The 26,882-nt window shown below is 55.2% G+C and carries 27 protein-coding genes; 19 read left to right on the top strand and 8 right to left on the bottom strand.

Translation table 11 applies throughout. The annotated features are described in order from the left end of the window. Nucleotides 1-23: 23 nt before the first annotated feature. The 5 genes from trxB to infA all read left to right on the top strand — a co-directional run bounded on the left by trxB (nucleotide 24) and on the right by infA (nucleotide 5,942). Nucleotides 24-992, top strand: a complete 969-nt coding sequence (gene trxB, locus EA20_RS0115000; RefSeq protein ID WP_024967606.1) for a thioredoxin-disulfide reductase — start codon at nucleotides 24-26, stop codon at nucleotides 990-992. Nucleotides 993-1,139: 147 nt separating this feature from the next. Then, nucleotides 1,140-2,909, top strand: a complete 1,770-nt coding sequence (gene cydD / locus EA20_RS0114995; RefSeq protein WP_024967605.1) for a cysteine/glutathione ABC transporter permease/ATP-binding protein CydD — start codon at nucleotides 1,140-1,142, stop codon at nucleotides 2,907-2,909. Beyond that, nucleotides 2,906-4,639 carry a cysteine/glutathione ABC transporter ATP-binding protein/permease CydC gene (gene cydC / locus EA20_RS0114990; protein WP_024967604.1) on the top strand — a complete coding sequence of 578 codons (1,734 nt, stop codon included), beginning with the start codon at nucleotides 2,906-2,908 and terminating at the stop codon, nucleotides 4,637-4,639. Before cydD ends, cydC begins: the two co-directional genes overlap by 4 nt. Nucleotides 4,640-4,670: 31 nt before the next feature. Continuing rightward, nucleotides 4,671-5,363: a leucyl/phenylalanyl-tRNA--protein transferase gene (aat, locus tag EA20_RS0114985; RefSeq protein ID WP_024967603.1), complete on the top strand. Its 693-nt coding sequence runs from the start codon at nucleotides 4,671-4,673 to the stop codon at nucleotides 5,361-5,363. A 360-nt stretch (nucleotides 5,364-5,723) separates the two neighbouring features. After that, nucleotides 5,724-5,942 (top strand): translation initiation factor IF-1, encoded by a 219-nt coding sequence (infA, locus tag EA20_RS0114980; protein ID WP_002211347.1) that lies wholly within the window; start codon nucleotides 5,724-5,726, stop codon nucleotides 5,940-5,942. A gap of 137 nt (nucleotides 5,943-6,079) precedes the next feature. Here the strand turns inward: infA and clpA are convergent, their stop codons facing one another. Together clpA and clpS are read right to left on the bottom strand one after the other, a co-directional pair. Beyond that, nucleotides 6,080-8,356: an ATP-dependent Clp protease ATP-binding subunit ClpA gene (clpA, locus tag EA20_RS0114975; protein WP_024967602.1), complete on the bottom strand. Its 2,277-nt coding sequence runs from the start codon at nucleotides 8,354-8,356 to the stop codon at nucleotides 6,080-6,082. A 28-nt stretch (nucleotides 8,357-8,384) separates the two neighbouring features. After that, nucleotides 8,385-8,705: an ATP-dependent Clp protease adapter ClpS gene (clpS, locus tag EA20_RS0114970; protein ID WP_024967601.1), complete on the bottom strand. Its 321-nt coding sequence runs from the start codon at nucleotides 8,703-8,705 to the stop codon at nucleotides 8,385-8,387. A 319-nt stretch (nucleotides 8,706-9,024) separates the two neighbouring features. Here clpS and cspD point away from each other — a divergent pair, with 319 nt between their 5' ends. Continuing rightward, the gene (cspD, locus tag EA20_RS0114965; protein WP_024967600.1) at nucleotides 9,025-9,252 is read left to right on the top strand and encodes a cold shock-like protein CspD; all 228 of its coding nucleotides are present in this window, start codon (nucleotides 9,025-9,027) and stop codon (nucleotides 9,250-9,252) included. Between the two features lie 126 nt (nucleotides 9,253-9,378). Here the strand turns inward: cspD and EA20_RS0114960 are convergent, their stop codons facing one another. Next, the gene (locus tag EA20_RS0114960; protein ID WP_024967599.1) at nucleotides 9,379-11,046 is read right to left on the bottom strand and encodes an ATP-dependent endonuclease; all 1,668 of its coding nucleotides are present in this window, start codon (nucleotides 11,044-11,046) and stop codon (nucleotides 9,379-9,381) included. A 137-nt stretch (nucleotides 11,047-11,183) separates the two neighbouring features. Between EA20_RS0114960 and EA20_RS0114950 the strand changes: the two genes are divergently transcribed. From EA20_RS0114950 to ltaE, 4 genes are all read left to right on the top strand, one after another. Next, the gene (locus EA20_RS0114950) at nucleotides 11,184-12,083 is read left to right on the top strand and encodes a lysine exporter LysO family protein (protein WP_024967598.1); all 900 of its coding nucleotides are present in this window, start codon (nucleotides 11,184-11,186) and stop codon (nucleotides 12,081-12,083) included. Nucleotides 12,084-12,205: 122 nt separating this feature from the next. Then, nucleotides 12,206-13,852, top strand: coding sequence for a hydroxylamine reductase (hcp, locus tag EA20_RS0114945; protein WP_024967597.1), 1,647 nt, complete (start codon nucleotides 12,206-12,208; stop codon nucleotides 13,850-13,852). A 4-nt stretch (nucleotides 13,853-13,856) separates the two neighbouring features. Further along, nucleotides 13,857-14,849: an NADH oxidoreductase gene (gene hcr, locus EA20_RS0114940; protein WP_024967596.1), complete on the top strand. Its 993-nt coding sequence runs from the start codon at nucleotides 13,857-13,859 to the stop codon at nucleotides 14,847-14,849. 229 nt (nucleotides 14,850-15,078) lie between these two features. Continuing rightward, a complete protein-coding gene (gene ltaE, locus EA20_RS0114935; RefSeq protein WP_024967595.1) occupies nucleotides 15,079-16,086 on the top strand; it encodes a low-specificity L-threonine aldolase in 1,008 nt (335 codons plus the stop codon). A gap of 35 nt (nucleotides 16,087-16,121) precedes the next feature. On the opposite strand, the gene EA20_RS0114930 is transcribed toward ltaE, so the two are convergent. Beyond that, complete coding sequence (locus EA20_RS0114930; protein WP_024967594.1) at nucleotides 16,122-16,958, bottom strand: N-acetylmuramoyl-L-alanine amidase; 837 nt, start codon at nucleotides 16,956-16,958, stop codon at nucleotides 16,122-16,124. After that, nucleotides 16,958-17,281 (bottom strand): heavy metal-binding domain-containing protein, encoded by a 324-nt coding sequence (locus EA20_RS0114925; protein WP_024967593.1) that lies wholly within the window; start codon nucleotides 17,279-17,281, stop codon nucleotides 16,958-16,960. The genes EA20_RS0114930 and EA20_RS0114925 overlap by 1 nt, the downstream gene beginning before the upstream one ends. A gap of 104 nt (nucleotides 17,282-17,385) precedes the next feature. Between EA20_RS0114925 and EA20_RS0114920 the strand changes: the two genes are divergently transcribed. From EA20_RS0114920 to EA20_RS0114895, 6 genes are all read left to right on the top strand, one after another. Beyond that, complete coding sequence (locus EA20_RS0114920) at nucleotides 17,386-17,928, top strand: lipoprotein (RefSeq protein WP_024967592.1); 543 nt, start codon at nucleotides 17,386-17,388, stop codon at nucleotides 17,926-17,928. A 195-nt stretch (nucleotides 17,929-18,123) separates the two neighbouring features. Further along, nucleotides 18,124-18,852 carry an arginine ABC transporter ATP-binding protein ArtP gene (gene artP / locus EA20_RS0114915; RefSeq protein WP_038381697.1) on the top strand — a complete coding sequence of 243 codons (729 nt, stop codon included), beginning with the start codon at nucleotides 18,124-18,126 and terminating at the stop codon, nucleotides 18,850-18,852. A 14-nt stretch (nucleotides 18,853-18,866) separates the two neighbouring features. Then, nucleotides 18,867-19,598: an arginine ABC transporter substrate-binding protein gene (artJ, locus tag EA20_RS0114910; protein WP_024967590.1), complete on the top strand. Its 732-nt coding sequence runs from the start codon at nucleotides 18,867-18,869 to the stop codon at nucleotides 19,596-19,598. Between the two features lie 7 nt (nucleotides 19,599-19,605). Continuing rightward, nucleotides 19,606-20,322 carry an arginine ABC transporter permease ArtQ gene (gene artQ, locus EA20_RS0114905; protein ID WP_024967589.1) on the top strand — a complete coding sequence of 239 codons (717 nt, stop codon included), beginning with the start codon at nucleotides 19,606-19,608 and terminating at the stop codon, nucleotides 20,320-20,322. Then, nucleotides 20,322-20,990, top strand: a complete 669-nt coding sequence (gene artM / locus EA20_RS0114900) for an arginine ABC transporter permease ArtM (RefSeq protein WP_024967588.1) — start codon at nucleotides 20,322-20,324, stop codon at nucleotides 20,988-20,990. Before artQ ends, artM begins: the two co-directional genes overlap by 1 nt. 126 nt (nucleotides 20,991-21,116) lie before the next feature. Next, a complete protein-coding gene (locus EA20_RS0114895; protein ID WP_024967587.1) occupies nucleotides 21,117-21,872 on the top strand; it encodes a transporter substrate-binding domain-containing protein in 756 nt (251 codons plus the stop codon). A 59-nt stretch (nucleotides 21,873-21,931) separates the two neighbouring features. Here EA20_RS0114895 and EA20_RS0114890 read toward each other — a convergent pair whose 3' ends face one another. Next, the gene (locus tag EA20_RS0114890) at nucleotides 21,932-22,411 is read right to left on the bottom strand and encodes a YbjO family protein (RefSeq protein ID WP_024967586.1); all 480 of its coding nucleotides are present in this window, start codon (nucleotides 22,409-22,411) and stop codon (nucleotides 21,932-21,934) included. A 322-nt stretch (nucleotides 22,412-22,733) separates the two neighbouring features. On the opposite strand from EA20_RS0114890, the gene EA20_RS0114885 reads away from it, so the two are divergent. From EA20_RS0114885 to EA20_RS0114875, 3 genes are read left to right on the top strand one after another with little or no spacing between them, the layout of a single operon-like run. After that, the gene (locus EA20_RS0114885) at nucleotides 22,734-23,411 is read left to right on the top strand and encodes a nucleoside recognition domain-containing protein (RefSeq protein WP_024967585.1); all 678 of its coding nucleotides are present in this window, start codon (nucleotides 22,734-22,736) and stop codon (nucleotides 23,409-23,411) included. Next, the gene (locus EA20_RS0114880) at nucleotides 23,401-23,874 is read left to right on the top strand and encodes a YjiG family protein (protein ID WP_024967584.1); all 474 of its coding nucleotides are present in this window, start codon (nucleotides 23,401-23,403) and stop codon (nucleotides 23,872-23,874) included. The genes EA20_RS0114885 and EA20_RS0114880 overlap by 11 nt, the downstream gene beginning before the upstream one ends. 24 nt (nucleotides 23,875-23,898) lie before the next feature. Continuing rightward, nucleotides 23,899-25,002 carry an amidohydrolase gene (locus EA20_RS0114875; protein ID WP_024967583.1) on the top strand — a complete coding sequence of 368 codons (1,104 nt, stop codon included), beginning with the start codon at nucleotides 23,899-23,901 and terminating at the stop codon, nucleotides 25,000-25,002. Nucleotides 25,003-25,071: 69 nt separating this feature from the next. On the opposite strand, the gene potI is transcribed toward EA20_RS0114875, so the two are convergent. After that, nucleotides 25,072-25,920, bottom strand: coding sequence for a putrescine ABC transporter permease PotI (gene potI / locus EA20_RS0114870; protein ID WP_024967582.1), 849 nt, complete (start codon nucleotides 25,918-25,920; stop codon nucleotides 25,072-25,074). Then, nucleotides 25,917-26,882 (bottom strand): putrescine ABC transporter permease PotH, encoded by a 966-nt coding sequence (gene potH, locus EA20_RS0114865; protein WP_024967581.1) that lies wholly within the window; start codon nucleotides 26,880-26,882, stop codon nucleotides 25,917-25,919. The genes potI and potH overlap by 4 nt, the downstream gene beginning before the upstream one ends.

The raw sequence follows: 26,882 nt of genomic DNA, 5'->3' as shown, positions 1-26,882 counted from the left end.
TGCCAGAAAAAAACGAGGGTGTCATGGGCACGGTCAAACACAGTAAATTACTCATTCTGGGCTCAGGTCCGGCAGGCTATACGGCTGCTGTCTATGCAGCACGCGCCAACCTGAACCCGGTTCTGATTACCGGCCTTGAAAAAGGCGGTCAGCTCACTACTACCACCGAAGTGGAAAACTGGCCAGGCGACCCCCACGATCTGACTGGTCCTGGCCTGATGGAACGCATGCAGGAGCACGCTGAGAAGTTCAATACGGAAATTATCTTCGACCATATTCATACCGTCGATCTGCAAAACCGGCCGTTCCGGCTGACCGGCGACAGCGGCGAATATACGGCTGATGCATTGATTATCGCCACGGGTGCCTCCGCACGTTATCTTGGACTGCCCTCAGAGGAAGCATTCAAAGGGCGCGGTGTATCAGCCTGTGCCACCTGCGACGGTTTTTTCTATCGTAATCAGAAAGTAGCAGTGATTGGCGGCGGCAATACGGCTGTGGAGGAGGCACTTTATCTCGCCAATATCGCTTCTGAAGTCCATCTTATTCACCGTCGCGACAGCTTCCGGGCAGAAAAAATCCTTATCGATCGCCTGATGGAAAAAGTGCGTAACGGGAATATCGTGCTGCATACCAACCATACGCTCGATGAAGTGATGGGCGATCAGATGGGCGTAAGCTGCCTGCGCCTCCGGTCTGCTCTGGATGACGAGCAGACTAAAGAGCTGGAAGTTGCCGGTCTGTTTGTTGCCATTGGACACAGCCCGAATACCGCCATTTTTAAAGATCAGCTTGCGCTGGAAAATGGTTATATCAAAGTGCAATCCGGTCTGCATGGTAACGCCACCCAGACCAGCATTCCTGGCGTTTTTGCCGCAGGCGACGTGATGGATCATATCTATCGCCAGGCGATTACCTCTGCCGGTACCGGCTGTATGGCCGCGCTTGATGCTGAACGCTATCTGGATGGATTAGTTAAAAACTCTCAGTAACTTGTTAAAAAGCTGAGCTAATTTTGCCAAAGGCGATCGTCACCGATCGCCTTTTTACTTTCCGCGAGGTAACATTCCCGCTAATTTCTCTTTATCAAGGCGGGGATAGTATGTTCACGCCCCGTATCTTTTGAACGATGGCGGCATATGGATAAAACCCGGCAACAACAGTTACTGCGCTGGCTGAAAAGCCAGCATGTTCAGGGCAAGCGCTGGCTGCGACTTTCCCAGATGCTTGGTATGCTCAGCGCCGTGATGATTGTCCTTCAGGCCTGGCTGCTGGCCTCGCTTTTACAGGCGCTTATTGTCAACCACACGCCACGTGAAGCCCTGCTCTCTACGTTCATTCTATTATTTTGCTGTTTTTTAATCCGTGCCCTGCTCGCCTGGCTGCGTGAAAAAGTTGGGTTTGAATATGGCAAGGCGATTCGTCTTGCGCTGCGGCGTACCGTGCTGGACAGACTGAATGTGTTAGGCCCTGCCTGGGTTCAGGGCAAACCAGCGGGCAGCTGGGCCACGCTTCTGCTTGAGCAGATTGAAGATATGCAGGACTACTATGCCCGCTATCAGCCTCAGATGATGCTGGCCGTATTTATTCCGGGGCTGATCCTGCTTACCCTCTTCCCGGTGAATTGGGCCGCCGCGCTGATCCTGCTGGCCACTGCGCCGTTGATTCCATTATTTATGGCGCTTGTGGGCATGGGGGCTGCCGATGCCAACCGGCGCAACTTTAAGGCGCTGGCTCGCCTGAGCGGACACTTCCTCGATCGCCTGCGCGGGCTTGAAACGCTGCGGCTGTTTCATCGCGCCGGGGCAGAGACTGATGAAATCCGCCGGGCATCCGAAGATTTTCGCAGCCGCACGATGGAGGTGCTTCGTTTAGCTTTTCTCTCTTCCGCCGTGCTGGAATTTTTTGCCTCCCTGTCGATCGCCGTGGTGGCGGTTTACTTCGGCTTTTCCTATCTGGGAGAGCTTAATTTTGGTCACTATGGCTCGGGAGTCACCCTGTTTGCCGGCTTTCTGGCCTTGATCCTGGCGCCGGAATTTTTTCAGCCGCTGCGTGATATGGGGGCGTTCTACCATGCTAAAGCGCAGGCTGTCGGAGGTGCTGATGCGCTGGAAGCTTTTCTCAACGACGCCGGGAATCTGCCTGCGCACACCGGCGATAAAACAGTTGATACGTCCCAGGGCCTGACGATTTGTGCGCAAGCGCTCTCTGTGACCAGCATAAGCGGCACCGTGCTGGCCGGACCGTTAGACTTTACGCTCAGGCCCGGCAAGCGCGTGGCACTGGTCGGTCAGAGCGGCGCGGGGAAAACATCGCTGCTGAATGTTCTGCTGGGCAATCTGCCTTATCAGGGATCGCTGCGGGTTAACGGCGTTGAATTGCGGGATATTCAACCTGATTTCTGGCATCAGCAGCTGGCATGGGTGGGTCAAAATCCACGCCTTCCTGCCCGGACGCTCCGCGAGAATATCGTTATGAATGGCGAGGCGGTTCCAGAGCGGCTTGAGCAGGTAATGGCACTGGCTGGCGTGACGGAGTTTATTTCCCGTCTCCCTGAGGGCCTGGAAAGTGAAGCCGGTGAAGCGGCCGGTAACCTTTCCGTTGGACAGGCCCAGAGGATTGCGGTAGCACGGGCGCTTTACCGGCCTTGTAAACTGCTGCTGCTCGATGAGCCTGGCGCCAGTCTCGACAGCCACAGTGAGCAACGCGTCGACGAGGCACTGCTGAAAGCGTCATTCAGTCAAACCACTCTGCTGATCACTCATCAGCTCGATCGCCTGGAAAACTGGGATGAGATCTGGCTGATGCGCGAAGGAAAAATTATTCAGCGTGGTCCCTATTCCCGGCTGAAAAACGAGCCCGGCGCCTTCGCTGACCTCGCTTCCCGCCGGCAGGAGACGGTTAAATGAAAACACTTGCTCCCTATCTGTCTCTCTATCGCCGTCATATCTGGCGGTTATCACTGGGTATTCTGCTGGCGATTGTAACGCTGCTTGCCAGCATCGGCTTGCTGACCCTCTCTGGCTGGTTCCTGGCCGCGTCCTCGCTGGCGGGTGTGGCGGGCCTCTACAGTTTTAACTATATGCTTCCTGCTGCGGGCGTCCGTGGCGCGGCGATTATCCGTACCGCTGCCCGCTACTTTGAACGGCTGGTCAGCCACGACGGGACTTTTCGCGTACTTCAACACCTTCGCGTTTTCACCTTCAGCAGGCTTTTTCCACTCTCACCTGCGGGTCTTGCGCGCTATCAGCAGGGCGATTTGCTTAACCGCCTTGTGGCTGATGTGGATACGCTCGATCATCTTTATCTTCGGGTTATTTCACCGCTGGCCGGTGCGCTGGTGGTTATCATTTCCGTTACGCTTGGCCTTAGCTGGCTCGACTGGCAGCTTGCCGTCACCCTGGGAGGGCTGATGCTGCTGACGTTACTGCTGCTCCCGCCGCTGTTTTATCGTGCCGGGCGCCCTGCCGGTGAAGCTCTGACGCAGCTTCGTGGGCAGTACCGTACCCAACTGACCGCCTGGCTGCAGGGACAGGCAGAGCTGAAGCTCTATGGTACAGAAGCGCGCTATCGTAAAGCGCTGGATGACACTGAAGCGCGCTGGCAGCGAGCCCAGCAGCAGCAAGCCAGCCTGACCGGGTTTTCGCAGGGGCTGCTGATGCTGATAACCGGTTTTACCGTTGTCCTTATCCTGTGGCTTAGCGCGGAAGGACTGGGTACAGAAAGTTCTCCCGACGCGCTGATAGCGCTTTTCGTCTTCTGCACGCTGGCCGCTTTTGAAGCGCTGGCGCCTGTTGGGGGGGCTTTCCAGCATATGGGACAGGTGATGGCTTCCGCCAGGCGGGTTACGCAGATTGTGCAACAGCAACCCGCCGTGCGTTTTCCCGTAGCTGAGATGAAGCCTTACAACACACTCTCTCTGAGCATCAAAAATCTCTGCTTCAGCTACGAGAGTGGTAATCCTGCACCGGCGCTGGATGATTTTTCGCTTGAGGTCGCTGCGGGAGAACATGTTGCCCTGCTGGGACGCACAGGCTGCGGTAAATCGACGCTACTTCAACTCATCACCCGTGCATGGGATCCGCAGGCGGGTGAAATCTTACTCAACAATATTCCGCTGAAGAACTGGGACGAAGCGTCGCTGCGAGCGTCGACCAGCGTCGTTACTCAACGCGTACATCTCTTCAGCGGCACGCTGCGTGATAATTTACTGCTGGCGGCTGCGCAAAGTAGCGACGATCGCCTGACAGAAGTACTGCATCAGGTTGGCCTGGATAAACTAATTGATAGCCAACAGGGATTGAATGTCTGGCTGGGGGATGGCGGACGCCAGCTTTCCGGGGGGGAACTGCGGCGGCTGGCGATAGCAAGAGCGGTGTTGCATGAAGGGCCTCTGATGCTGCTGGATGAGCCGACTGAAGGGCTGGATGCGGAAACAGAGCAGCATATTCTTGCCCTTCTGCGCCAGATTGGCAGAAGTAAAACCATGATAATGGTCACCCACCGGCTCCAGGGCCTGGATCATTTCGATAAAATTTGTGTTATGGACGGCGGACAGATTTCCGAACAGGGCAGCCATCACGAATTAATCTTAAAACGCGGCCGTTACTGGCATTTTCACCAGCGGTTTACGCTATAGTCATAGCCTCGTTTCCGGGAGTGTAGTTACTATGCGTTTGATTCAGCTCGCCAGAGATTCCCTGCTTTTCCCCCCGCCGGAGAGGGCGCTGAGAGAGCCGAACGGGCTGCTGGCCATGGGCGGCGATCTGAGTCCTGCCCGCCTGCTCAGTGCCTATCATCAGGGCATATTCCCATGGTTTTCCTCCGGCGATCCTATTCTCTGGTGGTCTCCCGATCCGCGGGCGGTGCTCTTCCCTGAGAAATTCCACCTCAGCCGCAGCATGAAGCGCTTTCATCAGCGTTCGCCCTACAGAGTGACGCTTAACGAATGTTTTCAGGAGGTGATTGAAGGCTGCGCCAGCGATCGCGAAGAAGGGACCTGGATAACCAATGAAGTCAAACGAGCCTGGCTACAGCTCTACGAGGCCGGCCACGCGCAGTCGGTTGAGGTCTGGCTGGATAAAACGCTGGTAGGAGGAATATATGGCCTGGCGCTCGGTCAGCTCTTCTGCGGAGAATCGATGTTCAGCCGCAGTGAAAATGCCTCCAAAACCGCGCTATTGGTCTTCAGTGACTACTTCCGGCGTCAGGGGGGCAAGCTTATCGACTGTCAGGTACTCAATCCTCATACGGCCTCACTGGGCGCCGAAGAGATCGCGCGGACAGAGTACCTGAATCAGCTGAAATTACTTGCGCATGAAAGGCTCAATCCACACTGCTGGCATCAGCAGACCCTTTTTTAGCGCTATTGTTGATGTTTTCCACGCAAAAAAGCGTAACAGTGATATAATATGCGCGTTTGGTAAGTCGTCCGCCCTTCGCCCTCTGTCATGGGCGAGCCGGGATTGGTCTGGCTGGGAATATTACGCACCTTGTTACTCTGGTTTCAATCGCGCCTGAGCGGATTAAAACCCATTCTTAGCCCACAATCCCCCACGCGTTGACGTCGTTACACTACTCGTTTTAAACGTGAGTCCCTCTGCGCCATGTGCGTAACAGAGGGTCTGATGCTGGTGAAATCACCAACAATTCTTTACATAATACTTGAAATTCGGCATTATCTTGCCGGTTCAAAACTAAGGTTGTAACACCTAGAGGATTCGATGGCCAAAGAAGACAATATTGAAATGCAGGGTACCGTACTGGATACGTTACCTAACACCATGTTCCGCGTTGAACTCGAAAACGGTCACGTGGTTACCGCTCACATCTCCGGTAAAATGCGCAAAAACTATATCCGCATCCTGACGGGCGACAAAGTCACTGTAGAGCTGACCCCGTACGACCTGAGCAAAGGCCGCATTGTCTTCCGTAGTCGCTAAACAGCATTCTGCCGTGCTGCCGCTTCTGCCGCAGCATCTGTAAAAAAGGCCGGAGAATCTTCTCCGGCCTTTCGCATTTTATGCTGCCTGACTTTTTCTGCCGGCGTTCAGCAGGCTGAACGCCGGGGAGTCACAGATCAGTGCACCGTACCTTCTGTCTTACGCTTCGCCGCGCTGAGGAACTGGTAGGTAAGCTGGTTATTTTCACGGTCCAGCGCCACCGATACCGATCCGCCATCCACCAGTGAACCAAACAGCAGCTCGTTCGCCAGCGGTTTTTTCAGGCTTTCCTGCACGGTACGCGCCATCGGACGGGCACCCATCGCTTTGTCATACCCTTTCTCTGCCAGCCAGTCGCGGGCTTCGTCGCTGACCTCCAGCGAAACGCCTTTCGCATCCAGCTGCGCCTGGAGTTCGACAATGAATTTGTCCACAACCTGGTGGATCACCTCAGTATCAAGGTGTTTGAACCAGATAATGTTATCCAGGCGGTTACGGAACTCAGGCGTAAAGATCTTTTTGATCTCCTCCATCGCATCGGTACTGTTGTCCTGATGGATCAGACCAATTGATTTACGTTCGGTCTCTCTGACGCCCGCATTGGTGGTCATTACCACAACCACGTTCCGGAAATCGGCTTTGCGACCGTTATTGTCGGTCAGCATGCCGTTATCCATCACCTGCAGCAGAAGGTTAAACACGTCCGGGTGCGCTTTCTCGATCTCATCAAGCAGGACAACCGCATGCGGATGTTTGATAACCGCATCCGTCAGCAAGCCACCCTGATCAAAACCGACATAGCCCGGAGGCGCGCCAATCAGGCGGCTGACGGTATGGCGCTCCATATATTCCGACATATCGAAACGCAGCAGCTCGATGCCTAATGCTTTAGCAAGCTGAACGGTCACTTCTGTTTTACCCACACCAGTAGGCCCGGCAAACAGGAATGAGCCGACAGGTTTACGATCCTGTCCGAGGCCAGCGCGGCTCATTTTGATCGCTTCCGTCAGCGCCTCAATGGCGTTGTCCTGACCAAACACCAACATTTTCAAACGATCGCCCAGGGTTTTCAGCGTATCGCGATCGGTTGCGGAAACACTCTTCTCCGGAATACGTGCGATACGCGCCACCACAGACTCAATATCCGCCACGTTGATCGTTTTCTTACGCTTGCTGACCGGCATCAGACGGGCGCGGGCGCCGGCCTCGTCTATCACATCAATCGCCTTATCGGGCAGATGGCGATCGTTGATGTATTTAACTGCCAGCTCAACCGCAGCGCGAACGGCTTTCGCGGTGTAACGTACATCGTGATGCGCTTCGTACTTCGGCTTCAGACCGTTGAGGATCTGCACCGTTTCATCCACGGTCGGTTCGGTAATATCGATTTTCTGGAAACGACGCGCCAGAGCACGATCCTTTTCAAAGATATTGCTGAACTCCTGATAGGTCGTCGAACCCATCACGCGGATCTTACCGCCGGAAAGCAATGGTTTAATCAGGTTAGCTGCATCCACCTGGCCACCTGAGGCGGCGCCAGCACCGATGATAGTGTGGATCTCATCGATAAACAGAATACTGCTGTTATCCTGCTCAAGCTGTTTGAGCAGCGCTTTAAAGCGTTTCTCGAAATCGCCGCGGTATTTAGTCCCGGCGAGCAGTGACCCGATATCCAGTGAATAGATGGTGGCATCTTTCATCACTTCTGGCACATCGCCCTGCACGATACGCCAGGCGAGTCCTTCAGCGATGGCGGTTTTCCCCACGCCGGACTCACCCACCAGCAGCGGGTTATTTTTACGGCGGCGGCAGAGCACCTGAACGGTACGTTCCAGCTCTTTATCGCGGCCGATCAGCGGATCGATGCCGCCTACGCGAGCAAGCTGATTAAGATTGGTGGTGAAGTTTTCCATACGTTCCTCCCCGCCTGCTTGCTCTTCGTTAACGGGATTTTCCGCCCCTGATGCGGGACCGGGTTCGTCTTTACGCGTACCGTGGGATATGAAGTTCACCACGTCGAGCCGGCTCACCTCGTGCTTACGCAGCAGATAGGCGGCCTGGGATTCCTGCTCGCTGAAAATAGCGACCAACACATTTGCGCCCGCCACTTCACTGCGACCCGATGACTGGACGTGAAAGACAGCACGTTGCAGTACGCGTTGGAAACTGAGCGTAGGTTGGGTATCACGCTCTTCTTCGCTGACCGGCAAAACCGGGGTGGTTTGTTCGATGAACGCTTCGAGCTCCTGCCGGAGCGCCACGATATCTACCGTACAGGCTTCCAGTGCCTCTCTGGCCGACGGGTTACTGAGCAGCGCCAGCAACAGATGCTCGACGGTCATAAACTCATGTCGGTGCTCACGCGCTCTGGCGAAAGCCATATTTAAACTGAGTTCCAGTTCTTGATTGAGCATTGGCACCTCCCCAAATAGATCGTCTTATTCAGACTTTTTCCAGCGTACACAGCAACGGATGCGCATTCTCCCTGGCGTACTTATTCACATGAGCGACCTTAGTTTCTGCCACTTCGGCAGTAAACACACCGCAGATCGCCTTTCCCTGGTAATGAACAGTAAGCATCAGTTGCGTTGCACGTTCAACATCATAAGAAAAGAACTTTTGCAGTACGTCAATAACAAATTCCATAGGTGTATAATCGTCATTGTTAAGAATAACTTTATACATTGAAGGCGGCTTGAGTCCTTCACGCAATTTGTCATCTGCAAGCTGTTCAAAATTAAGCCAGTCGTTAGTGTTTCCCATACGTACCCAGTTTGAAAACGTTACCGTCCTGCGTCAGCCTCACCCTTTTAAGCGTATGTTTAATATCGCCAGGATGCGGGCCCACGCCGATGAAATTTTGCTGCAAACTGTTGCTACGCGACCTTCATCACAAAATTTGCAATAGCGTTAACTGCTTCAAATTTTGATGATTTTATCGCCACCTTGCCTCCCCAATTGCTTGACGCTTTATGCCATTTCTTTACAGTACTTGCATAAGCTGATGGCGTTTTAACCAGCTTAGAGGCTGTACGCCTCGTCACCTCACTCAATTTGATCGTCTTGCGAGGGATGTAGAAGCATGGAGACGGGTACTGTTAAATGGTTCAATAATGCCAAGGGCTTCGGCTTTATCTGCCCTGTTGGTGGCGGTGAAGATATCTTCGCCCACTACTCAACAATTCAGATGGATGGCTACAGAACGCTGAAAGCCGGGCAGCAAGTCCAGTTTGATGTGCATCAGGGACCGAAAGGCAATCATGCCAGTCTTATCGTTCCTGTGGAAATGGCGATGGCCGTCAGTGCCTGACCTTTCCTTCACTCATTCTGACCAACCCTACCGTAAAATGCCAGCCACGCAAGCTGGCATTTTTCTGCTTTTCTGTGGCGATACCAGTAAGATTGGGCTGCTTTCCGCCATTTCAAGCGGTGTGGCTCAGAATGACTCGCCATTCTGCCTGGCCAGTTCCTGCACGCGGTGAAACATCTCCCTCAGTAAGGGAGGAACGGACGCCCTGCCCCGCTCTGCCGCTTCGGTGGCTACGGCGACTGCCAGTTCCGGTTTTGATGAGTGCTGAATCGCCTTAGCGATAATATGCCGCACGTTCATTGGCCCCTTTTCTGGCAAACGGGCTATACGATGATAAACCTCTGCAAATCCCTGCCTGTACAGAAAATGCTCCATATCCAGTGCGGGTAACTGCGTCAGATGGACGCGTTCATCTGACGCAGCTAGCTGGCTTTTTACCGTGGCGGCATATTTGTTTCCCGCCTCATCGCCATCGGTCAGTACATGCCACTTAATGCCCATCCTTTGAGCGAATTTTATCAGCGGCCTTAGCCCCGACTGAGCAAACTCCACGACTTTGATCCCTTCAGCTGCAAAATGACAGCCGCACTGCTGCGCCAGTTCATTCATCACCCAGACCTCCGTTTCCCCCTCCACCAGCAGCCAGCAGCGGGCAAAGAGCGCAGAAGGACGGTTAACACGGATATGAAATGCAATGCGCCGGCTGTCGTCGGCATTCATGCCTGAAGGCCCCAGCCGCCATGCAGCTACGCCATTTTCCTGCCTGATCAAGCGGCATACATCGCCAACCGGTACTTGTGAAAGAAGTTCTGCTGAATTCGTCGTGGTGATTTTCTGCAACGGCAGCAGATCGAGCAATCCCCATGCCACTGAGAGCATAATCGGGTGTAACCGGGTCTCTGGATCTTCAATGAGCAACAGTGGCCGGGCGAGAGGATCGAGTTGATACATGCCTTTGGCCTGCATGAGCAAGGCAAACATTCGCAGCAGTATCAGTTGCCGGCTCTGGCTGTCCGCTGCCGCAATCAGATGGTTGAGACTGTCAAGATAGCGCCACCCCTTTTGAGACCGCCTGCGCGAAGGATCAGACCTCTGCACGGTAGCCGACAACGCCGATGGCTGAACGGAAAAGTAATGTTCTATTAACTGCTGCATCGTCAGCAATCCCTGTCGGATCGCCGGATGGGTCAGCTTTTGTGGTTGTGAAACCAAATCACGCGTGAGCTCGTCAATCTGGCTGACAAGCGTACTCAATTGACGATCGTTGGTGGTGTTAGCTGCCTGCGTCACCATTCGCTGGCTGAAACGGGCATCGCGCAGCCGCAATACAGGCTGAAGCCGTATCAGTACCGCTGCCAGCGGCGCCTGTCCACTGGCAGAAGATAAGATCTCCGCCGCCAGTGGAAAGTACCAACGTGTATTTACTGATTGCGCTTCCTGAAGGGTTCCTTCAGCCCGAAGGACAAGCTGAGGGTAGTCCTTTGCACGCTGCTGCCAGAGTGATGAAAGCGGCAAAAGACGAGGCGTGTGAGCTTCACCGCTGTCACTTTCGCGAAAGGTGAACTCGACGTAAAGATGCTGCAAACGGTCGCCTGCTTCGCCGGACAAGGTATGAAAATCAGAAGGCACAAACTGATACAGCGTCTCCGTCGGAGAGAGCAAAAGCGTTAACGCATCAAGCAGGCTGGATTTCCCCCAGGTATTTTCACCTATCAGGACGTTGCCCTGTTCCAGCGACAGAGAAAGCTGACTGATGCCGCGAAACCCGCTAATGGCAATATGCTCCAGTATCATCAGGATTTCCCTTTGTTTTTATTGAGAATGGCCCGCATCTCCACGCTGGTCAAGCCTCTGCCTGGAAGAGGCCTTTACTCAGCATAAAAATTTCGCTAGCTTGTCGCCTCACCTTTTGCGCATGGACGACCCGCCACATGTATTCAGGACTGTTGATCATTCTTCTGCCGCTGATCGCGGGCTATCTTTTGCCGGCTAAAGCGCCCTCGCTGCAAAGGCTAATCAACAAACTGCTGAGCTGGATGGTCTACGTTATCCTCTTTTTTATGGGTATCAGCCTGGCGTTTCTTGACGATCTGGGCCGCAATCTCCTTGCTATCGTCAATTACAGTCTGATCAGTGCAGCCTGCATCCTTGTGGGAAATATCGTGGCGCTGCGCCTGCTGGAACATCTTCGTCCCTGGGCACATAACCATCGTCAGCAGACGTTGCCTTCAAGGCTACATATGGCGCTCGAATCGCTAAAGCTCTGTGGCGTAGTCATTGCCGGCTTTCTGATCGGCCTCAGCCACTGGACGCCGCTGAAGTTTGCCAGTGAAGCGGGTGAATATGCGCTGCTGTTTCTGCTGTTTCTTGTGGGGCTCCAGCTGCGTGGCAGCGGTATGACGCTCCGGCAGATCCTGATTAACCGGCGCGGGATGATGGTAGCGATGGTGGTGTTTCTCAGCGCTCTGGCAGGCGGCGCTGTTGCTGCCTTACTTCTGGGACTGCCGGTAAAAACGGGGCTGGCAATGGCCTCCGGCTTTGGCTGGTATTCCCTTTCCGGCATCCTGATGACGGAATCTTTTGGCCCGGTAATCGGCAGCGCAGCCTTCTTTAATGACCTGCTACGTGAACTGCTGGCCATCATGCTAATCCCGGCACTGATTGCCCGCCATCGCTCTACCGCACTTGGCCTGTGCGGTGCCACCTCAATGGATTTTACCCTGCCTGTGCTTCAGCGCAGCGGCGGTGCTGAAATTGTGCCGGCCGCTATCGTCCACGGCTTTATGCTGAGCCTGCTTGCGCCGGTTCTGATTGCTTTTTTTGCCGCCTGACCCGCGCGCCATTTGCGCCAGATCAATGATCCCTGCGTTTTAAAGCACAACACCTATGAAACGCCTGCCTTTGCTTTTAGCATAAAGATGTATCTTAAATGCAACTTTAAAAAGGCCGCCCAATGTTCTGTATTCAATGTGAGCAAACTCTTCAGACGCCAACGGCAAACGGCTGTGCCTATGCCCAGGGCATGTGTGGTAAAACTGCTGAAACATCCGATCTGCAGGATCTCCTGATAGCCGCGCTTCAGGGACTGTCTGCGTGGGCAGTTGAAGCGCGCCGGCACAATATTATCGTGCATGAAATTGACAGCTTTTCACCGCTTGCCTTCTTTTCGACGCTGACTAACGTCAACTTCGACTCTGAACGTATTGTGGGCTATGCCCGTAGCGCTATTGCCTGTCGCGACAGGTTGAAGGCGCTCTGTAATGAGAAGCAGGGTCCGGCTTCTCTCTCTCATCCGTTAGCCGATCTGACGCTTGAAAGCGATAATATTGCGGACCTTCAGGCGCAGGCCGCTGACTTCGCGCTGAACCGGGGCGAAGATGATGAAGATATTCTTGGGCTTCGTCTGCTCTGCCTGTACGGTCTGAAAGGCGCGGCTGCCTATATGGAGCATGCTCATGTGCATGGCCGCTTCGATAACGCGGTTTATCAGCAGTACCATGAGATCATGGCATGGCTGGGCACGCAGCCAGACCAGATAAACGATCTGCTGGAAAAAGCGATGCAGATCGGCAAAATGAACTTTGCCATTATGGCGATGCTGGATGAAGCGCAGACCACGACCTACGGTAATCCACAGCCGGTCACCGTCAATGTACGCCCGGTCGCCGGTAAAGCTATTCTCATCTCAGGGCACGATCTGAAAGATCTGCAAATGCTGCTTGAGCAGACAGTGGGCCTGAATATCAACATTTATACCCATGGGGAAATGCTGCCGGCTCACGGCTATCCGCTGCTGAAGCAGTACCCACATCTGATCGGCAACTACGGCAGCGGCTGGCAGAACCAGCAGGAAGAGTTTGCCCGCTTCCCTGGCCCCGTGGTCATGACCTCAAACTGCATAATCGATCCTTTCGTCGGAGATTATCAGGATCGCATCTGGACCCGCAGTATCGTCGGCTGGCCCGGCGTCAACCACCTGGATGGCGATGACTTCTCGCCCGTTATCGCTCAGGCGCAATCCATGCCCGGCTTTCCCTGGTCAGAGATCCCTCATGAAATCACCGTCGGCTTTGGCCGCCAGGTTCTGCAGGATGCCAGCGATACCATTATTGACCTGGTGGCATCCCAGAAACTGCGCCACGTCTTTCTGATTGGCGGCTGCGACGGCAGCCGGGAGAAACGCAGCTACTTTACCGATCTGGCGACGTCGGTGCCGAAAGATTGCCTGATCCTGACGCTGGCCTGCGGCAAATACCGTTTCAATAAACTCGACTTCGGCACGCTGGAAGGGCTGCCGCGGCTGCTGGATGCAGGGCAGTGCAACGACAGCTACTCCGCCATTATGCTGGCCGTTAAGCTGGCCGAAAAACTGAACTGCAGCGTGAACGATCTGCCGCTGTCGCTGGTGCTTTCCTGGTTCGAGCAGAAAGCCATCGTGGTGCTGCTGACGCTGCTGGCGCTCGGCGTAAAAAATATCCGCACAGGCCCGACGCCACCGGCCTTCCTGAGCGACAACGTGCTGGCGCTGTTGCAAAGCGAATTCGGCCTGCAGCCCGTGACCACAGTCGAAAACGATCTCAACACTATCCTGAACGCCTGAGGAGATAACCATGCAGACAAACGCATTATGCCACTGGCGGATGCAGGTTCACCATGTGACTCAGGAAACGCCTGATGTCTGGACCATCGCGCTGATTAATCATGATTTTTACCGCTGGCAGGCGGGCCAGTTCGCACTGGTGCAGATTGGTAAATCGGCGCAGCTTCGTGCCTATACCCTCTCATCAACGCCAGGCCAGAGCGAATTTATTACCCTGACCGTGCGGTATATTGAGGGTGGTCAGGGATCAGGCTGGCTGACCAAATCGCTGAAACCCGGCGATTACATCTGGCTTTCCGATCCACAGGGTGAATTCAGCTGCGAGCAGCATCCTGCCGATCGCTACCTGATGATGGCAGCGGGCTGCGGTATAACGCCCATCATCTCTATGTGTCGCTGGCTGGCGAGCCGTCGTCGCGAATGCAGCGTAAAACTCTGCTACAGCGTGCGCTCACAGCAGGACGTTATTTTCGCGACGGAGCTGGCTGCGCTGCAACCCTGGCTGGATTTAACTCTCATATCTGAAGACACTCCCACCGCAGAGATGCCCGAAGGCCGGCTGACGCTTGAAAAGCTTCGTACGCTGGTGCCCGATATGCCCAGTCGTACCGTGATGATTTGCGGCCCTGAAGCCTATATGCAGCAGGTCGAAGGGTTTACCAGAACGCTTGGAGCCGCAGATATCTGGAAAGAACAGTTCACGCCTGTGCAGACCACAGAAGTGTCCGCTTCCAGCCAGCCGCTTTCCCTTCGCGCCAGCGGCACAGAGAAGGCAGGCAGCTTCTCCTCAGGTGCGACGCTGCTGGAAGCGATGGAGAGAAACGCATTTGATATCGTTGCCGCCTGTCGTTCCGGCGTCTGCGGCTGCTGTAAAACGCAGATAGTGAGCGGCGACTATCAGACATCCAGCCAGCAGACGCTGACCGATGAAGAGGTCGCGGCGGGATTTGTGCTGGCATGCAGCTGTAAGCCGGTTAGCGATATCGTTATCGCCTGAGTCACACCCGTGCGGCAGTGCTGATGACTGCCGCCCGGTTTCTTACCGGATCGCCCACGGCGTTCCGCCTGTCTGTGCGTGTTGTTCACATTACGCGATCCCGCCTCTGCTCTGTCTGTATCCGCCCTTTCACGCTAATAGCCGTTAACCGTTGAACTGGTAAAACCGCATGGGCTGCGGTAAAACAATTGGACGTTGGGATGTTTGTTCAGAGAAGAGGAGCGCAGGTGTGATCGATTTACGCAGTGATACAGTAACCCGGCCAGGGGCCGCCATGCTTTCAGCGATGATCTCAGCCGAAACCGGCGACGATGTCTATGGCGATGATCCGACGGTAAATGCGCTTGAAGCGGAAGCCGCGCGCCTCAGCGGTAAAGAGGCAGCCCTCTTTTTGCCGACCGGCACTCAGGCCAACCTGGTCGCCCTGCTGTGCCACTGTCAGCGCGGCGAGGAATATATTGTTGGTCAGCAGGCTCATAACTATAAATATGAGGCTGGTGGCGCTGCCGTGCTGGGCAGTATCCAGCCGCAACCTGTAACTGCGGCGGCTGACGGCACGCTGCCGCTCGACCTCGTAGAGCAATTTATCAAACCCGACGATTTCCATTTTGCCATCACCCGGCTTCTCAGTCTGGAAAATACCCATAATGGCAAAGTACTGCCGCTGAGCTATCTGGCAGAGGCCTGGGCGTTTACGCGTCAGCGCGGGCTGGCGCTGCATATTGACGGCGCCCGCATTTTTAACGCCGCCGTCGCGCTTAACGTCGGGCTTGAGGCGATCGCCCGCTACTGCGACACGCTGACGATTTGCCTCTCCAAAGGCCTGGGTGCGCCGGTTGGATCGCTGCTTTGCGGCAGTGCGGATTATATTCAGCGCGCGCGCCGCTGGCGCAAAATGACCGGCGGTGCGATGCGCCAGGCGGGCATTCTGGCGGCGGCAGGCCGCTACGCGCTGGAGCACAACGTGGCTCGCCTGCAGGAGGATCATGATAATGCAGCCTGGCTCGCGGAGGCGCTGCAAAAGAGAGATGTCAACGTCTCAAGGCAGGATACCAATATGGTTTTTGTGCGCGTGCCGGAAGCAGATGTTGCGCCACTGAAAGCCTGGATGCACGAGCGCGGGATTTTACTGAGCACCGGCCCGGTGACGCGGCTGGTCACCCATCTGGACGTTGACCGCCAGGCGCTGGAAACGCTGGTCTCCCACTGGCAGGCGTTCCTCCGCGCCCGTCACTAATCCTCTTTTCCGCCTCACTCACGCGAGCGGGGCGGTCAGACGGCTTCCTGGCCGGCGCCATATTTCTCGAGCAGCGCCTCTGCAATGGCTTCACTCTCAGCGTCTGCGATCCCCTGGTAATCTGCGGGCCGGAAGTGCATCTGAAAAGCCGCAATCACTTTCTGTTGCTGCTCTCTGGTCATACCGGATGACACTTCATAGCCATAGCGCGACAGCAAGTTCAGCAATTTTTCGCTCTCAACCTTAAGCCTGGGAGGTCTGCCAGCCAGATAAAAAGCGACGCGCGATGCGTCAGGCCAGGCGCCGATGCCCTGCTCCGCCAGCCATTGCCAGGGGAAAAGCGGGCCGGGATCCTGCTTGCGCTGTGGCGCAATGTCGCTGTGTGCCACCACATTCTGCGGCTGAATGGCGTAACGCTTAACGATGTCGCGGGCCAGCGGTTTCAGCACCTTCATCTGCTGTGCCGTAAAGGGATACCATTTGCGTCCGGCTATCGTCTGTGTGAACCCCAGGTTTTCAAGCTCAATGCCAACAGAAGTATCGTTCAGCCGGGTTGCACCACGCCAGAAGCTGGCGCCGGCATGCCAGGCCAGTTGCGACTCAGGAACAAGCCTGAACACCAGAGGATCGCCACCTTTTTTCGCGGGCGCGGCGGGAACAAGATAGTGCGCGCTAACTTCTCTGCCCGTCAGGGTGGCGAGCGCGACGGGAAATGCCTCTGCCGTATAGTGGATGACGAGCACCTTTACGCGCGGCCTCGCTCCCCAGGCAGCATGCTGGGTATCGATGACGTAACCTTCGTGCCGTTCAAAGCCTGACGACGCGCAGGCGCTGAGTAACAACGCCGCGAGGGAAACGGCCAGCTTGCGCATCAGCCGCGGATTTTAACGGCGGTGCCGGTTACGCTGACCATCAGCATGCTGGCATCTTTACCGACGGTTTCATAATCAATATCAATCCCCACCACCGCATTGGCGCCCAGCGCTTTCGCCTGCTCTTCCAGTTCCTTGAAAGCGATCTGTCGGGCCTTGCGCAACTCCTTTTCATAGGCGCCTGAGCGGCCACCGACGATATCGCGGATACCTGCAAAAAAGTCACGAAAAATATTGGCGCCGAGAATGGCCTCTCCCGTTACCACGCCGCAATATTCCGTAATAACCTGGCCTTCCAGCGTGGGCGTTGTTGAAAATTTCATTCTGTTCTCCTTCGCGGCCCTTTCCGGATACCGCTTTAGCAGCTAACGTGATTGTTAAGGGTTTATGCTAAAATAGATCACCCAGAAATAATAAGGAAATCAAGATGAAATACCAAGCGATTGCTGCACTGGCTCCCCTGGCACTGCTGTTAAGTGCCTGTACCACGGTAGAACCCGCCTATAAGGATATCGGTACGCGTTCGGGTCCCTGTATTGAAGGCGGTCCCGATTCTGTTGCGCAGCAATTCTACGATCTGCGTATCGAACAGCCAGCTGATGGCCTGCCGGATGCGACACAGCTGGCCAAATATCGCCCCTATCTCAGCGGCAAGCTTTATCAGACGCTGCTGAAGGCCAGCGCTGATACCGATAAGCGTGCTGCACTGCAGCAAGGGGATATTTTCTCCAGCCTCGCCGCTGGCCCAACCTCCGCTAAAGTAGCAGATGCGTCGACAATTCCGAATACCGATGCCCGCAACATCCCGCTACGCGTTAGCCTCAGCCGCGACGGTGATAAATCTATGGAATGGCAGGATGAGATTCTGATGGTACGCGAAGGCACCTGCTGGACCGTAGATGATGTCCGCTACGTGAGTCAGAATCCTCACCTTAACGGGGGCTCCCTCAGCCAACTGCTGCTTCGTTAGCTCTCAGGTACCGTCAGCATACGGCATGTTTTCATCACAACCGCAGCCATAACCCAAATTGAGGGTGGGCTGCGATATGTTGTGCCGCTATTTCATTAATATGCCGCATCTGGACTCATTTTCACGCACGATGATTGCATAACTATGCCGTCAACGTTAAGATTCGCGGCATCAATTGCTATTCACTTTTTGCGCATGAGTATTCAACTTAACGCTATTAACTGCTTTTACGGCGCTCACCAGGCGCTGTTTGATATTCAACTGACTTGCCCTGAGGGCGAGACGCTGGTTCTGCTGGGGCCAAGCGGCGCCGGTAAAAGCTCGCTGCTGCGCGTGCTCAACCTGCTGGAGATGCCGCGTTCCGGCACGCTCAGCATTGCCGGCAAGCAGTTTGATTTCAGTAAAACGCCCTCAGACGCGGCCATTCGCGAGCTGCGGCAGAACGTGGGTATGGTCTTTCAGCAATATAACCTCTGGCCGCACCTGACGGTCCGGCAGAATCTGATTGAAGCGCCCTGCCGCGTGCTCGGCCTCAGTAAAGATCGGGCGCACGCCAGAGCGGATAAACTGCTTGAGCGTCTGCGTCTCACCGCCTTTGCCGATCGTTTCCCGCTGCATCTTTCCGGCGGACAGCAGCAGCGTGTCGCCATCGCCAGAGCGCTGATGATGGAGCCCGCCGTTCTGCTGTTTGATGAACCGACCGCCGCGCTGGACCCGGAAATCACCGCGCAAATCGTAGCGATCATTCGTGAACTGTCGCAGACGAATATCACTCAGGTTATCGTCACCCATGAAGTGGAAGTGGCGCGAAAAACCGCGAGCCGCGTGGTGTATATGGAAAACGGCTATATTGTTGAACAGGGTGATGCCAGCCGCTTTACACAGCCGCAAACCGATGCGTTTGCCAATTATCTTTCGCACTAACGCAGGATATCCAGATGAAAAAAATCGTACTTGCCGCACTGCTGGCCAGCCTCAGCCTGAGTGCAACCGCTGCACAAACGATCCGCTTTGCCACTGAAGCATCCTATCCGCCGTTTGAGTTTGTCGATTCGGATAACAAAATCCAGGGTTTCGACGTCGATCTGGCGAATGCGCTCTGCCATGAGATGAAGGCGACCTGTACTTTTACTAATCAGGCATTTGACAGCCTGATCCCCAGCCTGAAATTCCGCCGTTTTGACGCCGTGATGGCCGGCATGGATATCACGCCCGAGCGCGAAAAACAGGTGCTTTTCTCAAAAGCCTATTACGACAATTCTGCCCTGTTTATCGCGCAGAAAGGTAAGGCAGCTTCGGTTGATGCGCTGAAAGGTAAGCGCGTCGGCGTGCAGAACGGTACCACGCATCAGAAATACCTTTCTGAGAAAATGAGCGGCGTAACCACCGTCCCTTACGACAGCTATCAGAACGCCATTCTCGATCTGAAAAATGGCCGCATTGATGCGGTATTTGGTGACACTGCCGTGGTTAATGAATGGCTGAAGCAGAATGCGAATCTGGCCCCGGTAGGTGAAAAAGTGACGGACAAAGGCTACTTCGGTACCGGTCTCGGCATCGCGGTCCGCCAGGGAAATACCGAGCTGCAAAGCCAGTTCAACGCCGCGCTGGACAAAGTGAAAGCGGATGGCACGCTGAAAAAAATCTACAACAAATGGTTCCAGCAGTAATTAATCAATGAACGCATTTTATCCTCTTGCAAGCGCCGCCGGTATGACCGTCGGCCTTGCCCTTTGTGCGCTGACGGCGGGGCTGATCCTGGCAATGATTTTTGCTGCATGGGAATCGGCACGCTGGCGGCCACTGGCCTGGATTGCCACCGGTCTGGTCACCCTTTTTCGCGGCCTGCCGGAAATTCTGGTGGTGCTGTTCGTCTATTTTGGCGCCTCACAGCTGCTGCTTTATCTCTCCGATGGCTTTACGCTTAACTTCGGGCTGTTTGCCCTTCCTGTACAGGTAGACATTGAGAATTTTGACGTCAGCCCGTTTCTTTGCGGGGTGATCGCCCTTTCGGTACTTTACGCCTCCTACGCGTCACAAACGCTGCGTGGCGCGCTGCAGGCGGTCCCCGCAGGCCAGTGGGAATCTGGTCAGGCGCTGGGCATGAAAAAATCTGCAATATTCTTCCGCCTGATCATGCCGCAGATGTGGCGCCATGCGCTGCCTGGGTTGGGTAACCAGTGGCTGGTACTGCTGAAGGATACCGCGCTGGTCTCGCTGATTAGCGTGAACGATATTATGTTGCAGACCAAAAGCATTGCCGCACGAACCCAGGAACCTTTTACCTGGTATATGATTGCGGCCGCTATTTATCTGGTCATCACCCTGCTGAGCCAGCAGGTGCTTAAGCGCATCGAGTCCCGCACGACCCGCTTTGAGCAGGGGAATCACTGATGCTGAGCTACTTACCCGAACTGTTAAAAGGGCTGCATACCAGCCTGACGCTGACGCTGGCCTCACTGCTGCTGGCGCTGATTCTTTCTCTGCTGTTTACCGTGATCCTGTCGTTGAAAGTGGCGGTGCTGAGCCAGATTGTTCGCGGCTACATCACGCTTTTTACCGGTACGCCGCTGCTGGTGCAGATCTTTTTAATCTATTACGGACCGGGGCAGTTCCCTTCCATCCAGGCGATCCCCTGGTTGTGGCACCTGCTTTCCCAGCCCTGGCTCTGTGCGCTGCTTGCTCTGTCGCTGAACAGCGCCGCGTACACTACTCAGCTCTTTCATGGTGCCGTACGCGCCATACCGGCAGGTCAGTGGCAATCCTGTTCAGCGCTGGGCATGGATCGTAAAAGCACCCTGCGTATTCTTCTTCCCTATGCCTTTAAGCGCGCGCTCTCCTCCTACTCCAATGAAGTAGTGCTGGTGTTCAAAAGCACCTCGCTGGCCTATACCATTACGCTGATGGAAGTGATGGGGCACGGGCAGTTACTCTATGGTCAGACCTATGATGCGGCAGTGTTCGCAGCGGCGGGCCTGATCTACCTCTGCGTCAATGGACTGCTGACGGTAATGATGCGTCTGATTGAACGCCGCGCGCTGGCTTTCGAACGCCGTAACTGACCGCCCGGTGGAGCACTGCTCCACCGGGGTCCCAAATAGCGTGCCTGTTTTGCGGCTAATCAGCGGATAGATTGCCGTTACGAGAGTGGATAATTAGCAGATTATCTGACGCAAGGATTGTCTGTCATGCATAAGCCACTACTGCTGCTTCTGATTCTCTGTCTTAGCGTAAAAGCGCTGGCGGCTGATCCGCTCCGCTTTGCCACTACCGCCAATAATCCCCCTTTTGAATTTTTCAATGATCGGCATGAGATGGTCGGTTTTGATATCGATCTGGCGAGTGCGCTTTGCAAAAGGCTGCAACGCGAGTGCGTTATTACCCATATCGATTTTGAGATCCTGCTGCCTGCACTTGAGTTTCGTCGCTATGATGCGGTCATTTCCAGTTTAAACATTACGGATGAACGCAGAGAACGGGTGGATTTCACCCTTCCTTATCAGAGCGGCTCAAGCCTGATGGCCGCGACAACGGGCCGTTTCAGGACAATTGAGCAGCTTAAAGGTCAGCGCGTGGGGGTTCGCAATGCAACAACGCAGCAGGCGTGGTTAAACGCGGTCTGGCCGGGCATCATTGTCGTGAGCTATGACAACTACCAGAACGCGCTACTTGATATACGCCGCAACCGGCTGGATGGGATTTTTGGCGATACGCCCAGCATACTCAGGTTGCTTGACGCTGAGCCCCTGCTGGAAAAGATTGGAAATCCGGTAACAGACAGCCGCTATTTTGGCGACGGGCTGGCTATAGCCGTGCGCAAAGGCAACAGCAGCCTGCTGACGCAGCTGAATGCGGCGCTGGACGCCATGCGCGCTGATGGCACGATACAGGCACTTAATGCACGCTGGTTAACATCACTGAACGTTGCAGATAAGCAGCCGTAAGATCTTAAGAGAACCCACAAGTTTTTGTGATTTATCAAGCCGGACGGTCTTGGCGCCGCTTATTTCTGACGAAAAAAATGGCGACTGCTGGCCGGTATAAAAAGCAGCAATATGATGAACAGTTCGGGAAGTTTCTGGACGATAAGCTGGTGGATTATATGCGTACCGCTATCCCCGCTGATGCTGAATATTTCCGGATAAACCCAGCCCATTGAGGCAACACTCATATAGATCACGACTACCAGCTGCGACAGCGCATACCCCACCCGTCCCCAGTTTTTGCCGCACATCAGCGCGATAGCGCAGCGCAGCTCAATAAAAAACAGTAGCTGGCTGGCGATAAAAATCAGCGTGGAATCCCAGGCCTGGGCGCTGCGGTGAAGAAAATTTCTCAGCTCCTCAAAGCCCAGCTCATGGATTTGCAGGGCGACGCTGAGGCAGCGGATCGCGATAATAGCAATCCCCGCCACCAGAACCGAAACCGGGATCGCTGAAGGCGATTGCAGGACAGCCCGCCCCTCTCTGAGCACTTCTGACATGGCCCTTTCCCTCCCTGATACAATTCCGCTTCATTATAGTGCAGTCGCGCCAGACTGGGGTACCAGTCTATGCCCATGCTATAAGCGGCTGGCAGAGGAAGGCGCAACGCTGACCTATTTACTGTTGATGAGCTGAGAGAAATTCATGCTCTCCCATTATTCTGCCTGATTTCCCACGACTTGAGAGAATTTTTTCAGCCTGGCACGATCCCTGCAACCTGCAAAGCGTAAACGTCGATAGCGGCAGGCTATCTGTTGAGGCTTATCCGGGGAGAACACTCCCTGCCGACAGGCTTATTGCACTAAATTGCAGAATGGGGAGTTGAATTTGATACATGAAAGCGACACCAAATTGATAAAAACAGAGTCTACCGGACCGGGCGCTTATCTGGCACTGATCGTAGCGATCCTCTTTTTTTCTGGTTTATTTTTCAAACGTGAAGGCATGGCATGGCTGGGTGCCTTCGATTTCACCACGCTGGGCGGACAGTTCGGCACGATAACCGATGCGGCGAACAGCACCTTTGTTGGTAAAGGCGGGCTTGGCGCGAAGGCGGGGTTTCTGTTTGCCCTGTCGCTGGTCCCGACAGTGATGCTGGCGCTCGGGCTGCTGGAGATCTTTACCCACTACGGCGCTATTCGCGCCGCGCACAAGTTGCTGACACCCTTACTCCGGCCCATTTTAGGCATTCCTGGCCGGACCGGGCTGGCACTGATAACGGATCTGCAAAGTACCGATGCGGGCGCTGCCCTGACGAAAGAGCTGTATGATGATAAGCAAATAACCAAAAAAGATGTGGTGATTATGGCCGCCTGGCAATATTCCGGCGCGGGTCTGATTAATAACTATTTTGCTATTGGTTCCGCGCTTTTTCTCTCTCTTTCCCTGCCGGTTCTGATCCCACTCCTTGTGATGTTTGTACTTAAATTCGTCGGTGCCGCCTTTGTCCGTCTGGTACTCAATACGCTTTATCAGCGAGATTTCCCGCATGCAAAATAAACCTGAGACGATCGTTTCCCATAACCCCTTCGATATTTTTGTTACCGGCGCTCGTAAGGGATTTCATATCGCTATCCATAACCTGATGCCGAATGTGGTTATGGCTTATGTTATTGCTGAAATCCTGAATCTGCTGGGCGTTATGCAGTCTGTTGGTCAGCTGTTCGCACCGCTGATGGGTCTTTTTGGGCTGCCGGGTGAAGCGATTACCGTCTTGCTGACGGCATGGCTCTCTTCCTCCGCCGGCACCGGCGTGGCGGTCAGCCTGCTGGCGAAAGGCGTGCTGACCGGCGGCGAAATTACTATTTTAACCCCGGCCATTTTCCTGCTGGGATCGCAGCTACAGTATATGGGCCGCCTGCTGGGCGTTGCCGACGTGCCAAAGAAATACTGGCCGTTGCTGATGCTGGCCAGCATTCTTAATGCTGCTGTCGCCATGCTAATTATGCGATTTGTGGCCTGATTTTTGTCATAGGGAGAGACCGAGATGGTAACTGTGTTTGAGCATTACGCCAGCCTGCATGAAATGCCCGAACTGGGCTTTCAGGAGTTCAAAACGTCCGCCTATATCAGCCGCCATCTTAAAGCTGCTGGCTTTCGGGTGGAGGATAACTTCAACGCCACAACAGGAATCGTCGCCGTGCTGGAAAGCGGCCAGCCTGGGCCGACGCTGGCGCTGCGGGCCGATATGGATGCGCTTGGGCATGTGATTAACGGCGAGCCCTGCGCCCGGCACACCTGCGGACACGATGCGCACTCTTCCGTTGTACTGAGCGCTGCTCAGGAGCTGATTGCGGAAGGGAAAATTAAACGAGGGCGGCTGAAGCTCCTCTTTCAGCCTGCCGAAGAGTTAGGTACCGGTGCGCTGGCGATGATAGCGGGCGGCGCAATTGATGATGTAGATATGCTCCTCGGCTTTCATCTCCGTCCTGCGGAGGAGTGCGCGGTGGGCACAGCGATCCCGGCGGTCAACTATTCCGCGTGCGTGACGCTGGAGGCGACAGTGCGCGGGCAAACCGCTCACGCGGCGCGTCCTCACCTGGGCATCAACGCGCTGGATGCTGCGGTTAGCGCTGTGCAGGCGGTTAACGCCGTCCATCTCGCTCCCGGTAAAAGCTGGAGCGTCAAGGCGACCCGCTTTCTCTGCGATGCTGGCGTGACCAACTCCATTCCAGATGAAGCCCGCGTGGTCTTTGATCTGCGCGCGGAAGCAAATGAGGAGATGGTACAGCTTCAGACGCGCGTGGAGCGGGCAATCAGGATGAGCGTGGCGGCCAGTGGCGCGACGGCTGACGTGATGATCCTCAAGGCGATGCCCGCCGCTGAAATCAACGATGAGATGACCCTATTGATTGCCGAAGCGATCAAAGAGGTACTGGGGGAGGAAGCCGTGATGCCCAGCCGGGCAACGCCTGGCAGCGAAGATTTCTTTCATTACGCCGTTCAGCGTCCGGACATGAAGGCGGGCTTCTGGGGGCTGGGAACCGGACTGTTGCCAGGCCTGCATCACCCCGACATGCATTTCGATCTCAATTCCCTGCCGATCGGCGTGAAGATTTTTAAATCTTGCGTGACAAAAGTGCTCGGCTAAAAAACCTGACGCCGTGCGCTGCATAAATTAAAGCCTGCCCCTCCGGGCAGGCTTTGATGCACTTGCGCGTTAGTGACCCGCGCGCCGCGCTTTCTGAATGTCCTTCAGCCGCTGTTTCTCCTTGTGAGCCATAACACGCCAGGCGATAAACCCCGCGATACCCACCACGAAAAGGATCAGCGATGCGAGCGCATTGATCTCGGGATTCACTCCCCGTCGTACGGTGGCGAAGATCTGCATCGGCAATGTGGTCGCGCCAGGGCCGGTGACGAAGCTGGCGATAACCAGATCATCCAGCGACAGCGTAAACGCCAGCAGCCAGCCGGTCACGATAGCCGGTGCGATCATCGGCACGGTTATCACGAAGAAAACCTTCAGCGGCGTGGCGCCGAGATCCATCGCAGCTTCCTCTATGGAGCGATCGAGTTCGCGCAGGCGCGAGTTGATTACCACGGCCACATAGGCGGTACAGAACGTGACGTGCGCCAGCCAGATCGTCAGCATGCCGCGCTCAGCGGGCCAGCCAAAGGCATTACCCATCGCCACAAACAGCAACAGCAGGGAAAGACCGGTGATCACGTCGGGCATCACCAGCGGCGCGGTTAGCATAAAGGCGAAGCCGGTCGAGCCTTTAAAGCGCCCAAAGCGCACGATAACCACCGCCGCAATAGTGCCCAGTACGCAGGCGGCCGTTGCTGCCAGCGCGGCAATACTCAGGCTCAGCGTGACGGCACCTATCATCGCCGCATCCTGGAACAGGACTTTATACCAGTGCAGCGAAAAGCTCTCCCAGGCGGCCAGCTGTGATGAGTTGAAGGAGTAAATGACCAGCAGCAGCATCGGCGCATAGAGAAAGAAAAAGCAGACCGCAAGAATGACGATGCGCCATGGTGAACGAACAACGGGTAATGCGCTCATCCCTTCCCTCCTGTTTCCCGATTCTGGTGCTTATGGAACCAGATGATGGGCATAATAAGGATCAGCAGAATAATCACCGCCAGCGCGGAGGCCACCGGCCAGTCACGGTTGTTAAAGAACTCCTGCCAGAGTACGCGGCCTATCATAATGCTGTCAGGGCCACCAAGCAGTTCAGGGATAACATACTCACCGACGGCGGGAATAAAGACCAGCATCGAACCAGCAATGATGCCGCCTTTGGTCAGCGGCACGATGACGCTGAAGAAGGTCTTCAGCGGCCGCGCGCCCAGATCCAGGGACGCTTCCACCAGCGAGTAATCGATACGGGTCAGTGCGGTATAAATCGGTAGCACCATAAACGGCAGATAGCAGTAAACGATACCGATATAGACCGCCAGATTGGTATAGAGGATCGCCACCGGCTGATCGATGATGCCCGTCCACATCAAAAAGCGGTTCAGAATACCGTTATTATTGAGAATGCCCATCCAGGCATAAACACGCACCAGAAAAGAGGTCCATGAGGGCAGGATAACCAGCAGCAGCAGCAAGTTGCGGGTTGATGGTGCGCTGTGCGCCACCGCCCAGGCGAGGGGATAACCGATCAGCAGGCAAACCAGCGTTGAGATCGCCGCCACCTGGACCGAGTGCAGATAGGCCTCAGCATAGAGCGGATCGTCCGTCAGCGTCAGGTAGTTGCCGAGGTTCATCACCATCGTCAACTGACCGTCCGCCCAAGAGAGCAGTTCGGTATAAGGCGGGATCGCCCTGGCGATATCGGCGAAGCTGATTTTCAGCACGATCAAAAACGGCAGCAGGAAAAGTAAACTCAGCCAGAGATAAGGCAGCGCAATAACCAGCTTTCGTCCCTGCCGCATCTGCAGACGGCCAAAAAACGCGGCAAGCGGCCCCATAGCGCGTACGCGCGCCGGCGCCCTGGTGTCAGAAGAATGTTGACTCAT

The organism is Pantoea sp. IMH (assembly GCF_000599885.1).
Lineage (GTDB): Bacteria > Pseudomonadota > Gammaproteobacteria > Enterobacterales > Enterobacteriaceae > Erwinia.
This window is presented reverse-complemented; position numbering and strand designations above follow the sequence as displayed.

What these genes read in the sequence shown, in the direction of transcription:
- trxB (WP_024967606.1), top strand. Translation starts at nt 24, where the DNA reads ATGGGCACGGTCAAACACAGTAAATTACTCATTCTGGGCTCAGGTCCG.
- cydD (WP_024967605.1), top strand. Translation starts at nt 1,140, where the DNA reads ATGGATAAAACCCGGCAACAACAGTTACTGCGCTGGCTGAAAAGCCAG.
- cydC (WP_024967604.1), top strand. Translation starts at nt 2,906, where the DNA reads ATGAAAACACTTGCTCCCTATCTGTCTCTCTATCGCCGTCATATCTGG.
- aat (WP_024967603.1), top strand. Translation starts at nt 4,671, where the DNA reads ATGCGTTTGATTCAGCTCGCCAGAGATTCCCTGCTTTTCCCCCCGCCG.
- infA (WP_002211347.1), top strand. Translation starts at nt 5,724, where the DNA reads ATGGCCAAAGAAGACAATATTGAAATGCAGGGTACCGTACTGGATACG.
- clpA (WP_024967602.1), bottom strand. Translation starts at nt 8,356, where the DNA reads ATGCTCAATCAAGAACTGGAACTCAGTTTAAATATGGCTTTCGCCAGA.
- clpS (WP_024967601.1), bottom strand. Translation starts at nt 8,705, where the DNA reads ATGGGAAACACTAACGACTGGCTTAATTTTGAACAGCTTGCAGATGAC.
- cspD (WP_024967600.1), top strand. Translation starts at nt 9,025, where the DNA reads ATGGAGACGGGTACTGTTAAATGGTTCAATAATGCCAAGGGCTTCGGC.
- EA20_RS0114960 (WP_024967599.1), bottom strand. Translation starts at nt 11,046, where the DNA reads ATGATACTGGAGCATATTGCCATTAGCGGGTTTCGCGGCATCAGTCAG.
- EA20_RS0114950 (WP_024967598.1), top strand. Translation starts at nt 11,184, where the DNA reads ATGTATTCAGGACTGTTGATCATTCTTCTGCCGCTGATCGCGGGCTAT.
- hcp (WP_024967597.1), top strand. Translation starts at nt 12,206, where the DNA reads ATGTTCTGTATTCAATGTGAGCAAACTCTTCAGACGCCAACGGCAAAC.
- EA20_RS0114930 (WP_024967594.1), bottom strand. Translation starts at nt 16,958, where the DNA reads ATGCGCAAGCTGGCCGTTTCCCTCGCGGCGTTGTTACTCAGCGCCTGC.
- EA20_RS0114925 (WP_024967593.1), bottom strand. Translation starts at nt 17,281, where the DNA reads ATGAAATTTTCAACAACGCCCACGCTGGAAGGCCAGGTTATTACGGAA.
- EA20_RS0114920 (WP_024967592.1), top strand. Translation starts at nt 17,386, where the DNA reads ATGAAATACCAAGCGATTGCTGCACTGGCTCCCCTGGCACTGCTGTTA.
- artP (WP_038381697.1), top strand. Translation starts at nt 18,124, where the DNA reads ATGAGTATTCAACTTAACGCTATTAACTGCTTTTACGGCGCTCACCAG.
- artJ (WP_024967590.1), top strand. Translation starts at nt 18,867, where the DNA reads ATGAAAAAAATCGTACTTGCCGCACTGCTGGCCAGCCTCAGCCTGAGT.
- artQ (WP_024967589.1), top strand. Translation starts at nt 19,606, where the DNA reads ATGAACGCATTTTATCCTCTTGCAAGCGCCGCCGGTATGACCGTCGGC.
- artM (WP_024967588.1), top strand. Translation starts at nt 20,322, where the DNA reads ATGCTGAGCTACTTACCCGAACTGTTAAAAGGGCTGCATACCAGCCTG.
- EA20_RS0114895 (WP_024967587.1), top strand. Translation starts at nt 21,117, where the DNA reads ATGCATAAGCCACTACTGCTGCTTCTGATTCTCTGTCTTAGCGTAAAA.
- EA20_RS0114890 (WP_024967586.1), bottom strand. Translation starts at nt 22,411, where the DNA reads ATGTCAGAAGTGCTCAGAGAGGGGCGGGCTGTCCTGCAATCGCCTTCA.
- EA20_RS0114880 (WP_024967584.1), top strand. Translation starts at nt 23,401, where the DNA reads ATGCAAAATAAACCTGAGACGATCGTTTCCCATAACCCCTTCGATATT.
- EA20_RS0114875 (WP_024967583.1), top strand. Translation starts at nt 23,899, where the DNA reads ATGGTAACTGTGTTTGAGCATTACGCCAGCCTGCATGAAATGCCCGAA.
- potI (WP_024967582.1), bottom strand. Translation starts at nt 25,920, where the DNA reads ATGAGCGCATTACCCGTTGTTCGTTCACCATGGCGCATCGTCATTCTT.
- potH (WP_024967581.1), bottom strand. Translation starts at nt 26,882, where the DNA reads ATGAGTCAACATTCTTCTGACACCAGGGCGCCGGCGCGCGTACGCGCT.